Raw genomic sequence first — 15,137 nt, 5'->3', positions numbered from 1 at the left:
CCGTCCAGGACCACGGCCCGCTGCTCGAACACCGACCGAGTCGTGGCGAGCGAGAACCCCACATCCACCGGCGACAGTTCAGGTACAGAGGCGGCCAGCCGCGCCGCCTGCGCCCGCAGCGCCTCCTCGGACTTGCCCGACACCACCCACGGCACCACCACCGGCGGCACGACATCCCCAGCCGGCTCCGCCGCCGACTCCTCCTCCGGAGCCGAAGCGGGAGCCTCCTCGAGGATGATGTGGGCGTTGGTGCCGCTGATGCCGAAGGACGACACACCGGCCCGGCGGGGTTCCTCGGTCTCCGGCCACGGCGTGGCGTCGGTCAGCAGCTCGACAGCGCCCGCCGACCAGTCCACATGCGGCGACGGCTCGTCGACGTGCAGCGACTGCGGCAGCAGGTCATGACGCATCGCCTGCACCATCTTGATGATCCCGGCGACACCGGCCGCCGCCTGCGTGTGCCCGATGTTCGACTTGATCGAGCCCAGCCGCAGCGGTCGGCCCTCGGGGCGGTCCTGGCCGTACGTCGCCAGCAGCGCCTGCGCCTCGATCGGGTCGCCCAGAGTCGTACCCGTACCGTGCGCCTCCACCACGTCGACCTGCTTGGCGGAGAGCCTGGCGTCCGCGAGGGCCGCCCGGATCACCCGCTGCTGGGAGGGGCCGTTCGGTGCCGTGAGACCGTTACTCGCGCCGTCCTGGTTCAGGGCGGAGCCCCGGACCACGGCGAGTACGGGGTGGCCGTTGCGGCGCGCGTCGGACAGGCGCTCCAGCAGGAGCATGCCCACGCCCTCGCCCCACCCGGTGCCGTCCGCGGCCGCCGCGAACGGCTTGCAGCGGCCGTCGGGGGCGAGGCCGCGCTGGCGGCTGAACTCCACGAAGGTTCCGGGAGTGGACATCACCGTGACGCCACCGGCCAGAGCGAGCGTGCACTCGCGCCGGCGGAGGGCCTGGGCGGCCCAGTGGAGGGCCACCAGGGACGACGAACAGGCCGTGTCGATGGTGACGGCCGGGCCCTCCAGGCCGAGCGTGTAGGACACCCGGCCGGAGGCGATGCTGCCGGCGGTGCCGTTGCCGAGGTAGCCCTCGAGCCCGGCGGGGACGGCGTCGAGGCCGGTGCCGTAGTCGTGATACATGACACCGGTGAAGATTCCGGTGCGGGTACCGCGTACCGAGGCCGGGTCGATGCCCGCGCGTTCGAACGCCTCCCAGCCCGTCTCCAGCAGCAGCCGCTGCTGCGGGTCCATGGCCAGGGCCTCGCGCGGCGAGATGCCGAAGAACGCCGGGTCGAAGTCGCCGGCCGCGTGCAGGAAGCCGCCTTCGCGCGCATAGCTCTTGCCGACGGCGCTCGGGTCCGGGTCGTACAGCCCTTCCACGTCCCAGCCGCGGTCCTCGGGAAAGCCCGAAACGGCGTCTGCGCCGGCAGACACCAGCCGCCACAGCTCCTCCGGGGAGCGCACGCCGCCCGGGTAGCGGCAGCTCATCGCCACGATGGCGATCGGCTCGTGGTCCGCAGTCTCCGCCTCCACCAGGCGCTGCCGCGTCTGGTGCAGTTCGGCAATGACCCGCTTGAGGTAATCCCGGAGCTTGTCTTCGTTACTCATCGCGCTTTCCCATCAAAAAGCAGTCGGCCACAAGGCAGTCGGCGGAAGGGGTTGGACTTCGACCGAGGCCGGTCGCTCGTCCATCAGGACGGTTGTCAGGACGGTCGGTTCAGCTGATTCCGAGATCGTCCACCATTCTGAAGAGGTCGCCGTCCGTCGCCGATTCGAGCTTCTCGACGAGATCGGCGCTTTCCGTGCCTTCCTGTGTGTCACCGAATTTCGCGAGGAGATTCCGCAGCCGTTCCATCACGTCGGTGCGGCCGATCTCCTCCAAGGTCATGGCCGACAGCCCGGCTTCGAGCCGGTCGAGGCTCACCGACACCGGCACGTCGGCGGTGTCGCTGCCGTGTGCGCCCTGGGGAGCCAGCTCCTGGTGGAGGAAGGCGGCCAGGGCCGTCGGTGTCGGATAGTCGAATACGAGGGTGGCTGGCAGGCGCAGTCCGGTGACCGCGTTGAGCCGGTTGCGCAGTTCCACCGCCGTCAGGGAGTCGAATCCGAAATCCTTGAAGGCGCGGGACGGTTCCACGGTTTCCATTCCGCCGTGGCCGAGTACGGCCGCGACATTGCGGCGTACGGCGTCCCGCACGATGCGTTCGCCATCCACCACCGGCGCACCGGCCAGCCGTTCCCGGAGGCCCGCCGCTGCCGCCCCGGCGGCCTCCGCGGCCTGCCGCTGCCTGGGCAGCGCTCGCACCAAGTCCCGTAGTACGTACGGCACTTCGCCGCCGCTGTCGCGGACCGCCGCCCGTACGGCCGCCACGTCCAGCCGCATCGGGGCGACCACCGGGGCCTCGCCGGCACAGCAGGCGTCGAACAGCGCCAGTCCGTCGGCCGTCGGCAGTCCGCCGAGTCCGATGCCGGCCATGCGTCGCTGGTCCGCCTCGCCCAGGCCGCCGGTCAGCGCGCTGCGCTGCTCCCACAACCCCCAGGCCAGCGACAGACCGGGCAGGCCCTGGGCGCGGCGCCGGGTCACGAGTGCGTCGAGGAACGCGTTCGCGGCGGCGTAGTTGCCCTGTCCGGCAGCGCCCAGCGTGCCCGCCGCGGAGGAGAAGAGCACGAACGCGGTGAGGTCGGCGTCGGCCGTCAGTTCGTGGAGGACGGCAGCCGCCTCCGCCTTCGGGCGCAGCACCGCGCCGATCCGCTGCGGGGTCAGCGAGGTGACGACTCCGTCATCCAGCACGGCTGCCGCGTGCACCACGCCCTTCAGCGGGTGTTCGGCGGGGATACCCGCGAGCACCGTGCCGAGGGCGTCGCGGTCCGCCGCGTCACAGGCTGCCCAGGTCACCGAGGCGCCCGCCGCGGTGAGTTGAGCCGTCAGTTCCGCCGCCCCATCCGCCTCGGCGCCCCTGCGGCTCAGCAGCAGCAGGTGCCGTATCCCGTGCTCGGCCACGAGGTGCCGGGCCACAAGACCGGCGAGAGTGCCACTCGCGCCGGTGATCAGCACGGTGCCCTGCGGGTCCCAGGTCGCAGCCGGTCCGCGGTCCACGAACGACCCGCTCTCCTTGGTCGGTCCGGTCTCCTTGGTCGGTCCGGTCTCCTTGGCGCGGACGAGTCTGGGCAGCAGTACGCGTCCTGCGCGTACGGCCAGCTGCGGCTCGCTCGAGGCGAGGGCGGCAGCCACGACTGCGGACGCGGCCTCGGCCGGGTCGTCGACGTCGAGGAGGATCAGCCTGTCGGGGTGTTCCGCCTGCGCCGAGCGCACCAGGCCCCAGACGGCGGCCCCGACCGCGTCGCGTACGGCCTGCTCGGAGGGGTCCGCGGTGAGCGGCGAGGTGTTCACCGCGCCCTGGGTGACGATCACCAGGCGCGCATCGACGAACCGGTCGTCCGCCAGCCATTCCTGTACCCACGCCAGCGTCCCGGCCACCGCGGACCGCAGTCGCTCGCCCTCACCCGTGCCGGTCTCGAGAGCGCCCGGTACGGGGAGGAAGACCCACTGCGGGAAGGAGAGGCCGCCGCCGTCGCCCTCCGCGTGCGAGCCGGTGTGGGTCTCGCCCAGGGCCTTCAGGTGCGCGTGCGTCGCCACGTCCCAGCCGCCCGACCGCAGGCCGGCGGCCAGACCGTCGTCGCCCGGTCCGCCCACCACGGCACAGCGGAGCGCGGAGGGCACCTCGGTCGCCGGCAGCGGCATGGCGCGCCAGTCGAGCCGGAACAGCGACTCACGCAGGGCGGCACCCCGGGCCGTGTCGATCTGCTCGGCCGTGACCGGGCGCGTCACCAGCTCGTCCACGCAGGCCACCAGTCGGCCGGACTCGTCCGCCACGACCGCGGACACGCCGTCGGCCCCGACGGACGAAAGCCGTACCCGGATCCTGCTCGCGCCGGTGGCGTACAGGGAGACCCCGTTCCAGACGAACGGCAGCCGGATCTGGTCCTGGTCCCGGACCTCCGCACCCGGTCCGGTGAGGCCGCCCGGCCCGGCCATGTGCAGGGCCGCGTCCAACAGCGCCGGGTGGAGTCCGTAGTACACGGCCTCCGCCGCGTGCTCCTCCGGCAGCGCGATATCGGCGAACACCGCGTCGCCGCGCCGCCAGGCCGCCCGCACGCCCTGGAACACCGGTCCATACGCCAGTCCGCCCAGCGCGAACCGCTGGTACATGCCCTCGATGTCCAGCGCTTCCGCCCCGACCGGGGGCCACACACCCGGCTCGTCCGAAACCGACTCCGCGGCCTCGGCGGCACCCTTGGTCACCACAGCGCCGGCGTGCCGCGTCCACGGCTGGTCCGGGTCGCCGGACTCCTGACGCGCGTACACGTTGACCGGGCGTCGGCCACTGTCGTCCGGGCCGCCGACGGCGACCTGAAGCTGGACCCCACCGCTCTCCGGCAGGACCAGGGGTGCCTCCAGAACCAGGTCGTCCACCCGCGTGCATCCGAACCGGGCACCGGCGTGAAGGGCCAGGTCCACGAAGACCGTCCCCGGCATCAGAACGGCACCCAGCACCGCGTGATCCGCCAGCCACGGCTGCGTACGCGCGGAGACGCGGCCGGTGAACAGGCAGCCGTCGGAGTCGGGCAGTGTCACGGCCGCACCGAGCAACGGGTGATCGGCCGCACCCAGACCCACCGAGGCGACATCACCGGACGTCGGCGCCGCCTCCAGCCAGTAATGCTCCCGCTGGAAGGCGTAGGTGGGCAGTTCCACCCGCCGGGGACGGGAAGGGGCGAGATAGGCGGCCCAGTCCACACTCCGGCCCTGGACATAGATCCCGGCCAGCGCCTCCACCAGAGAGGTGGTTTCGTCGCGGTCCTTGCGCAGGACCGGCGCGAACAGCGTCTCCGGAGCACTGTCCTGGCACATCGAGGAGAGAACACCGTCCGGGCCCAGCTCCAGGAAAGCAGACACACCGAGGGTGGTGAGGTGGGAGACGCCGTCAGCGAAGCGGACTGCCTCACGGACGTGCCGCACCCAGTACTCCGGGTCACACACCTCGTCCGCGACAAGCTCACCGGTCAGATTCGACACCAACGGGATACGCGGAGCCTCATACGTCAGTCGCTCGACGACCTGCCGGAACTCGGCAAGCATCGGCTCCATCAACGGCGAATGGAACGCATGCGACACCCGCAGCCGACGTACCCGCAGCCCCTCAGTCCGCCACACCTGATCCAGCTCCGCCACGACCGCTTCAGCGCCGGAAACCACCACGGACGACGGACCGTTGACCGCAGCCACGTCCACCGCAGCTCGCCCGGCCAACGCAGCCCGCGCAGACGCCTCGTCAGCCTCCACCGCCAGCATCGCCCCGCCCGAAGGCAACGCCTGCATCAACCGACCACGCGCCGCCACCAACACACACGCATCCTCAAGCGACCACACCCCCGCCACAAACGCAGCCACGATCTCACCGATCGAATGCCCACCAACGAAGCCAGGCATCACACCCCACGACGAGATCAGACGGTAAAGCGCAACCTCCAACGCGAACAGACCACACTGCGTGAACCCCGTCGCATCCAGAGCATCGCCATCCCCGAAGACAACCTCACGCAACGACCGCTCCAACAAACCGTCGAACTGCGCACACACCTCGTCAAACGCCTCGGCGAACACAGGGAACGCCTCATACAGCTCCCGCCCCATACCCGCCCGCTGACTACCCTGCCCGGAGAACAACACCGCCAGCTTCCCCGGCACCACCTGCCCCTGAACCACACCAGCAGCCGGCTCACCCGCCACCACCGCAGACAACCCACCCGCCAAACCGTCGCCCTCACCAGCCAACACCACAACCCGGTGCTCGAACACCGACCGAGTCGCAGCCAGCGAGAACCCGACATCCACCGGCGACAACCCACCCACACAAGCGGCCAACCGCTCCGCCTGCCCCCGCAACGCGCTCTCCGACCGGCCCGACACCACCCACGGCACCACCACCGGTCCAGCTCCGGCACGATCGTCAGCAGCCACGTCCGGCGCCGGCTCGTGCTCCAGGACCACGTGTGCGTTCGTCCCGCTGGCGCCGAACGACGACACACCTGCGCGGCGGGGTCGGCCGGTCTCGGGCCACGGCGTGGCCTCGGTGACCAGCTCGACGGAACCCATCGTCCAGTCGACGTGCGGCGACGGCTCATCGACGTGCAGCGTCTGCGGCACAAGCCCGTGCCACATGGCCAGCACCATCTTCATCACACCGGCCACACCCGCCGCCGCCTGCGTGTGCCCGATGTTCGACTTCACCGAGCCCAGCAACAGCGGCCGGCCCTCCGGCCGGTCCTGCCCGTACGTCGCCAACAGCGCCTGCGCCTCAATCGGGTCACCCAGCTTCGTACCCGTACCATGCGCCTCCACCGCATCCACCTGGTCAGCGGAAAGACCCCCACTCGCCAGCGCGGCCCGGATCACCCGCTGCTGCGACGGACCATTCGGCGCCGTCAAACCATTGCTCGCGCCATCCTGGTTGACGGCCGAACCGCGTACGACCGCCAGCACGCGATGCTTGTTGCGCCGCGCGTCGGACAGCCGCTCAAGGAGCAGCATGCCGGCGCCCTCGGAGAATCCGGTCCCGTCCGCGCCTGCCGCGAACGTCTTGCAGCGCCCGTCGGGAGCGAGACCCCGCTGACGGCTGAACTCCACGAACAACGCCGGCGTCGCCATCACGGTCACACCGCCGGCCAGTGCCAGCGAACACTCACCCTGCCTCAGCGACTGCACCGCCAGGTGCAAGGCGACCAGCGACGACGAGCACGCCGTGTCCACCGTCACCGCGGGACCCTCGAACCCGAACGTGTACGAGATACGGCCCGAGGCGATGCTGCCGGCGGTGCCGTTGCCGATGTAGCCCTCGACGCCCTCCGGGATCGCCAAGGAGCCGTAGTCGTGGTGCATGATCCCGGCGAACACGCCGGTCTGGCTGCCGCGCACCGACGCCGGGTCGATGCCCGCCCGCTCCAGCGCCTCCCACGAAGTCTCCAGGAGCAGGCGCTGCTGCGGGTCCATCGCCAGCGCCTCACGCGGCGAGATCCCGAAGAACGCCGGATCGAAGTCGCCCGCGTCGTACAGGAAACCGCCCTCGCGGGCGTACGCCGTGCCCTTGTGGTCCGGGTCCGGGTGGTACAGCGCCTCCAGGTCCCAGCCACGGTCGTCCGGAAACGCGGCCATGGCGTCGTGGCCCCTGGTGAGGAGGGCCCACAGGTCCTCCGGGGTGCGTATGCCGCCCGGGTAGCGGCAGCTCATCGCGACGATCGCGATCGGCTCGTCCACCGCCGTAGCCGTCCGGGTGGCCGGGAGCGCCGGGCGCGCGGTGGCGGCGCCGTTGGCGTCGCCCGCCGCCGTCAGCTCCGCCAGCAGATGGCGGGCGAGCCCGGCGGCCGTGGGGTAGTCGAACACCAGCGTGGCCGGCAGCCGAAGGCCCGTGGCCGCGTTGAGCCGGTTGCGCAGCTCCACCGCCGTCAACGAGTCGAAGCCGAGTTCGCGGAAGGCGCGGTCGGCTGCGACCTGGTCGCCCGGTCCGTAGCCCAGTACGGCGCCGATGTGGGTGCTCACCAGGTCCAGTACGACCTGTTCCCGCTCGGCCGCCGGCAGTCCGGCCAGGTCGGCGGCGAGGCCGTCGGGCGTGCCGGGCGCGATCGCGGACGCTGCCGCGGTGCGCCGCGCGGACGCACGCACCAGCTGACGCAGCAGCGGCGGTACGGGGCCGTTCCCGCCCCGCAGCACCGAGCCGGCGAGCCGCACCGGAACCAGCAGTGCCTCGTCCGCGGCGGTCGCCGCGTCGAACAGGGCAAGTCCTTCCTGCGACGACAGCGGTACGACGCCGCCGCGGGCCATGCGGGCGAGGTCGGAATCGGCCAGGTGGCCGGTCATCTCGCTGCGTTCGGCCCAGAAGCCCCAGGCCAGCGAGACCGCCGGCAGGCCCTGGGCGTGGCGGTGCTGGGCGAGGGCGTCCAGGAGGGCGTTCGCCGCCGCGTAGTTGGCCTGTCCGGCCGCGCCGAACGTCGCGGCGGCGGAGGAGAAGAGCACGAACGCCGACAGGTCCAGGTCCCGGGTCAGTTCGTGCAGGAGCAGGGCCGCGTCCGCCTTCGGGCGCAGTACGGCGTCCACCCGCTCGGGCGTGAGCGTGTCCACCACACCGTCGTCCAGTGCGCCCGCCGTGTGCACCACCCCGCGCAGGGGCATGTCCTGGGGGATGCGCGCCAGCACACCGGCCAGCGCCTCACGGTCCGCCACGTCACAGCCCTCGAACACGACCTGCGCGCCCAACTCCGCCAGCTCCGACGCCAGTTGCGGTGCGCCGGGGGCGTCCCCGCCTCGGCGTGACAGCAGTACCAGGCGCCGTACACCGTGTTGGGCGGCCAGGTGGCGGGCGACCAGGCCGCCCAGTACGCCGCTCGCTCCGGTGATCAGCACGGTCCCGTCGGCGCCCCAGGGCCCGGTCGGCCCGGCCGCCGTCGGCGCGGGCGCCGCCCTGACCAGCCGGGGAGCGCGGAACTCGCCAGCGCGTACGGCGATCTGTGGCTCGTCGGCTGCGAGTGCCGCGAGTGCCGCGTCGGCGGCACCGTTCCAGGTGCCGAGTTCGCGCACGGGGTCGAGGTCGACCAGGTGGAACTGGTCCGGGTGTTCCGTCTGCGCGGAGCGGACCAGGCCCCACACAGCGGCCGCCGCCGGGTCCGTCACATCCTCGCCGGGCGCGCTGGCCACCGCGCCCCGGGTGAGGAACACCAGCCTCGATGATTCGGCGGGCGCACTGCCGAGCCATTCCTGTACGGCGCGCAGCGCCCGGTTCGTCAGCTCACGCGTGGCGGAGGCCAGGTCCTCCGCTTCCCGGTCCGTGCCCGCCGGGGAGAAGCACGGCAGGAGCACGACCCGTGGGAAGGTCTCCGCCGTGGCCGAGGACAGGTCGGCGAGCGACGCCACCAGCCTCCCGGCCGATTCGGGTACCGCCCCAGTGCCCGAGGATTCCGTACCGAGCACCGCCCAGTCATCCGCGGCGGCCGCTGTCGCGGCCACGGCCGGGACCGTCTCCCAGCGCAGCCCGAACAACGAATCCAGCGACGACCGCGTCGCCGCGCTGTCGAGCAGCTCCGGCGAGACCGGGCGGCCCACCAGCGAGCCGACGGACGCCACCGGCGCCCCGGTCACGTCGGCCACCAGCACCGACACGCCGTCCGCTCCCGCCCTGGACAGGCGCACCCGGAGCGTGGTCGCGCCCGTGGCGTGCAGGGACACCCCGCTCCACGCGAACGGCAGTCGTGCCGCACCCGTCTCGTCGGCATCGCCGGCATGCTGACCGGTCAGGTGACCGACGCCGGTCACGTGCAACGCGGCGTCCAGCAGCGCCGGGTGGATGCCATAGCGTTCCGCCTCCGCCCGCTGCTCCTCCGGGAGGGCGACCTCGGCGAACACGTCGTCGCCGCGCCGCCAGGCCGCCCGTACGCCACGGAAGACCGGCCCGTACTCAAGCCCCAGTCCGGCCAGCCGCTCGTACAAGCCGTCCACCGTGAGCGGCGCGGATCCGGTCGGCGGCCATACGGCCAGCTCACCCGCGTCTGCGGGAGCTTCGGCATCGGCCAGGGCGAGCACGCCTCTGGCGTGGCAGGTCCAGGTTTCCTCGTCGTCACTCTCGACGCGTGAGTACACGCCCACATCGCGGCGGCCCGGATCTTCCGTACCGCCCACGACGACCTGCACCTGCACCGCGCCGTCCTCCGGCAGCACCAGCGGCGCCTGGAGCGTCAGCTCCTCCAGGCTCCGGCACCCTGCCGCATCCGCCGCCCGCAATGCCAGCTCCACGAACGCGGTCCCCGGCACCACGACCCTGCCCAGCACGAGGTGGTCGGCCAGCCAGGGCTGAGCCGCCTGTGCAAACCGGCCGGTCAGCACCAGCCCGTTCGCGTCCGCCAGCGACACCACCGCTCCCAGCAACGGGTGATCCGCCGACCCGAGGCCGACGGCCGCCACATCACCGACGCCGGAGGCGGGCGACTTGAGCCAGTAGTGCTGGTGTTGGAAGGCGTAGGTGGGCAGGTCGACGCGGGTGGCGCCGGTACCTGCGAACAGTCCGGCCCAGTCGACACTCGCGCCGCCGACGAACGCCTCGGCGGCCGAGGTGAGGAAGCGGAGCAGTCCGCCCTCTTCGCGACGCAGTGAACCGATCGCCGTGACGGGGATGTCGGTGTGAGTTTCGGCGGTCTGCTCGATGCCCATCGTCAGCACCGGGTGCGCGCTGGACTCCACGAACAGGCCGAAGCCGTCGTCGAGCAGGGCACGGACGGTGTCGGCGAACCGGACCGTCTGACGAAGATTGCGGTACCAGTAGCCCGCATCCAGACCAGAGGTGTCCAGCACACCGGCCGTGACCGTCGAATAGAAGGGGACGGATGCCGCCCGGGGAGCGATGTCCGCCAGGTCTCGCAGGAGGACGTCCTCGATCTCCTCGACATGCGAGCAGTGCGAGGCGTAATCCACCGCGATACGACGAGCTCGCACACCGTCCGCCTCACAGGCGGCCAGCAGCTCATCCAGCGCGTCCACGTCACCGGAAACGACCATCACGGCCGGCCCGTTGACCGCCGCGACCGCCAGACGGCCGTCCCAGGCGGTCAGACGTTCCTGAACGGCCTCGATATCGAGGGAGACGGAGACCATTCCGCCGCGCCCGGACAGCGCCCGAATCGCCTTGCTCCGCAGCGCCACCACCTTCGCCGCATCCTGCAACGACAAAGCGCCGGCCACACACGCAGCGGCGATCTCACCCTGCGAGTGACCGATCACCGCAGCCGGCTCCACGCCGTAGGACCGCCACACCTCAGCCAACGACACCATCACAGCCCACAACACCGGCTGGACGACATCGACCTGCTCCAGCCAACCCTCGCTGTCCATGTCGCGAAGGATGTCGGTCAGCGACCAGTCCACGAACGGCGCCAACGCAGCCGCACACTCACCAATCCGCTGAGCGAACACCGGCGAGGAAACGAGAAGTTCCGCCGCCATGCCGACCCACTGCGAACCCTGACCGGGGAACACGAACACAGCACGCCCATCCGAGCCGCCCGCACTCCCCCACACCACACCCGCAACCTCACGACCGTCGGCCAGCGCCTCCAACCCGCCGTCCAGATCGCCGAGAACCACGGCCCGGTGCTCGAACACCGACCGAGTGGTGGCGAGCGAGAACCCCACATCCACGGGCGACAGCTCAGACACAGAGGCAGCCAGCCGCGCCGCCTGCCCCCGCAGCGCGCCCTCGGACTTCGCCGACACCACCCACGGCACCACCACCGGCGACGCGACGTCCGCAGTCGGCTCCCCAGCCGGGTCCTCCTCCGGAACCGGAACCGGAGCCTGCTCCAGAATCACGTGGGCGTTCGTGCCGCTGACGCCGAACGCCGACACACCGGCCCGGCGGGGTTCCTCGGTCTCCGGCCACGGCGTGGCCTCGGTCAGCAGCTCTACAGCGCCCGCCGACCAGTCGACGTGCGGAGTGGGCTCGTCGACGTGCAGAGTCTGCGGCAGCAGCCCGTTGCGCATCGCCAGCACCATCTTCATCACACCGGCGACACCGGCCGCGGCCTGGGTGTGCCCGATGTTCGACTTCACCGAGCCCAGCCACAGCGACCGGCCCTCGGGGCGGTCCTGGCCGTACGTCGCCAGCAGCGCCTGCGCCTCGATCGGGTCGCCCAGAGTCGTACCCGTACCGTGCGCCTCGACGGCATCGATCTCGACCGAGGACAGGTGGGCGTTCGCCAGTGCCTGGAGGATCACCCGTTGCTGGGAGATGCCGTTGGGCACCGTCAGGCCGCTGCTGGTGCCGTCCTGGTTGACGGCGGAGCCCCGGACCACGGCGAGCACGGGGTGGCCGTTGCGCTGCGCGTCGGACAGGCGCTCCAGCAGGAGCATGCCCACGCCCTCGCCCCACCCGGTGCCGTCCGCGCCGCCCGCGAACGCCTTGCAACGGCCGTCGGCGGCGAGCCCCCGCTGGCGGCTGAACTCCACGAAGAGTCCGGGTGTCGTCATCACGGTGACGCCGCCGGCGAAGGCGACCGAACACTCGCCCTGCCGCAGTGACTGCACGGCCAGATGCAGGGCGACCAGCGACGACGAACATGCTGTGTCCACCGTCACGGCGGGGCCCTCGAAGCCGAAGGTGTACGAGAGCCGGCCGGACATCACGCTGGCCGCGCTGCTGGTTGCCAGGTAGCCCTCGACGCCCTTCGGAGCCTGGCGCAGGGCCTCGATGTAGTCCTGGCCGTTGGTGCCGATGAAGACTCCGGCCTTGCTGCCGCGCACCGACGCGGGTGCGATACCGGCTCGCTCCATCGCCTCCCAGCTGGTCTCCAGCAGCAGCCGCTGCTGCGGGTCCATGGCCAGAGCCTCGCGCGGTGAGATGCCGAAGAACGCCGGGTCGAAGGCGCCCGCGTCGGACAGGAAGGCGCCTTCCTTCACGTACGAGGTGCCGGCCCGGTCCGGATCCGGGTCGTACAGGGCGGCGAGGTCCCAGCCTCGGTCGTCCGGGAACTGGGCCACGGTGTCGCCGCCGCCGGCGAGCACCGCCCACAGCTCCTCCGGGGACTGGACGCCCCCGGGGAAGCGGCAGCTCATCCCGACGATCGCGATCGGCTCCTGGGCCTTGTCCTCGACATCACGAAGGCGTCGCTGTGTCTGACGCAGGTCGGCCATGACCCGCTTCAGGTACTCGACAAGCTTCTCTTCGTTCGACACTTAGCCCTGCCCCCTCGTGGACACCACACGGTTCATGATCATTCTCAGGCATCCCCGAGTTCTCGGTCGATGACGTCGAAGAGCTCGTCGACCGACACGCCGTCGAGATCGTCGTCCACGGCGTCGTCGCCCGCTGCCCCGAGCCCACCGGACGCGGCACCGGCCTGGCTCAGCTTCGCGAGCATGGACTGGAGTCGGACCACGGCCCTGGCCCGCGCCATGTCGTCCTCCCGGAGTGCGGAGAGCACGGACTCGAGGCGGTCGATCTCTGCGGGCAGTGCGTTCTCCGGCGCACTCTGGTCCGGGGCCAGCTCTGCCAGGAGGTGGCGGGCCAGCGCGGTGGGGGACGCGTAGTCGAACAGGGCGGTGGACGGCAGCCTCAGGCCGCTCGCCGTGTTCAGGCGGTTGCGCAGTTCCACCGCGGTGAGCGAGTCGAGGCCCATCTCGAAGAAGCCGCGCTCCGCGTCGATCCCCGTCTGGGCGGCGTATCCCAGCACGGTGGCCGTGTGCTTCCGGATCAGGTCGAGCAGCACCGACTCCCGTTCGGCCACCGGAAGAGCGGTCAGGGTCTCGGCGAGCGCCGAGGTCGACTCGGCGGGACCGCCTTCGGAAGAGCCCCCAACAGTCCGGTACAGCTCCCGCACTTCGGCGATCTCACTGAAGAGCGCGCTGGCCCGGGATCCACTCAGCTCCTTGGCGAACCGCGACCAGTCGACGTCGGTGATCACCGGGCAGGTCTCGGAGCCACCGAGTGCCTGCTCCAGCGCCTTGACGGCCAGCTCCGGATCCATGGGCGGCAGACCGAACCGCTCCATACGACCGCTGACCAGCGCGTTCTCGGCCGCCATGCCGGCTTCGGCCCAGGGGCCCCACGCGATCGAGGTCGCCGGCAGCCCTTCAGACCGCCGCACCTCCGCCAACGAGTCCACATACGCGTTCGCCGCCGCATAGTTACCCTGACCCGCACCACCCACCGTCGCCGAGAACGACGAGAACGACACGAACGCCGACAGACCCAGATCACGGGTCAACTCATGCAAATGCCGGGCACCCTCCGCCTTCGCCCGCAACACCCGCTCGAACCGCTCCACCGACAGCCCGTCCAACACACCGTCATCCAGCACACCCGCAGCATGCACCACCGCCGTCAACGGCACCTCGGCCGGAACACCGGCCAGCACACCGGCCACCGCGTCACGGTCACCGACATCACAGGCCACCACCGACAACCGCGCACCCAACTCGGCAACCTCAGCCTCCAGTTCCCGCACACCGTCGGCCGCAGGGCCACGCCGCGAGGCCAGCAACACATGCTCCGCCCCCGCCCGCGCGAGCCACCGCGCCACATGCCGGCCCACACCACCGGTACCACCGGTCACCAGCACCGTCCCCGACACCCGCCAGGAACCACCACCAGACCCCGCGGCACGCACCACACGCCGACCGAACACACCGGCGGCACGCAGTGCGACCTCTCCCTCCGCCTCGCGCGAGGCGAGCACACCGGCCACACGCCCCACCAAACGGGCATCCACCACCTCAGGAAGGTCGATCAAGCCGCCCCATCGCTCAGTGCCCTCGGTGGCAGCCACTCGGCCGAGGCCCCACACCTGAGCCTGGTCAAGGTCGATGACGCGCTCGGAGCCGGTCACCGCGACCGCGGCTCGGGTCACGCACCACAACGGAGCCTCGACACCGGCATCACCCAGCGCCTGGATCAAGCCGAGCGTCAGGGCGAGCCCGGCAGGCACGGACCTGAACAGCGCGTCCCGGCCCGGCGCCAGTGCGAGCAGCGAGACCACGCCCGCGAACCCGGACTCGCCGTCGAGCACGTCACGCAGTCGCTCGGCTATCCGCTCACGGCCGGACTCGTCCGCGTCGAGTTCGAGCATCACGGGCTGAGCTCCACTGCGCGCCAGACCCGTCACACACTCGCCAACCCAGGCATCACCGGCAAGCCCGGCCGGCACCACCACCAGCCACGCCCCCGACAACACACCGGAAGCATCCGCCGACGGGGACCACGCCACGCGGTACCGCCAGCCCTCGACCGCCGACCGCTCACGATCCCGACGACGCCAGGCCGACAACGCGGGCAACACCGCCGTCAGCGACTCGTCTCCCGGCAAGGCCAGCAGATCGGCCAGCTCCGAGGCATCCCCACGCTCCACCGCATCCCAGAATCCGGAATCAGCCCAGTCCTGTACGTCGAACGAGTTTTCCGACTCGGGCCGGATCGGCGGCTGGACCCAGTAGCGGTCCCGCTGGAAGGCGTAGGTGGGCAGTTCCACCCGCCGGGGACGGGAAGGGGCGAGATAGGCCGCCCAGTCCACATCCTGGCCCCGGACGTAGATCCCGGCCAGCGCCTCCAACAG

At 71.4% G+C, this 15,137-nt stretch carries 3 protein-coding genes; all 3 read right to left on the bottom strand.

The window, feature by feature from the left end:
- On the bottom strand, window positions 1–1,601 hold a 1,601-nt coding region (locus JK363_RS40335; RefSeq protein ID WP_201883312.1), incomplete at its 3' end, for a type I polyketide synthase.
- A 109-nt stretch (window positions 1,602–1,710) separates the two neighbouring features.
- Entirely contained in the window at window positions 1,711–12,762 is an 11,052-nt protein-coding gene (locus JK363_RS40330) for a type I polyketide synthase (protein ID WP_201883311.1), read from the bottom strand.
- Between the two features lie 44 nt (window positions 12,763–12,806).
- A partial coding sequence (locus tag JK363_RS40325; protein WP_201883310.1) for an SDR family NAD(P)-dependent oxidoreductase occupies window positions 12,807–15,137 on the bottom strand: 2,331 nt, incomplete at its 5' end.

This window comes from Streptomyces coffeae (assembly GCF_016741875.1).
Lineage (GTDB): Bacteria > Actinomycetota > Actinomycetes > Streptomycetales > Streptomycetaceae > Streptomyces > Streptomyces coffeae.
Note: the sequence above shows the minus strand (reverse complement) of the source record. Positions and strands in the feature narration are given on the sequence as shown.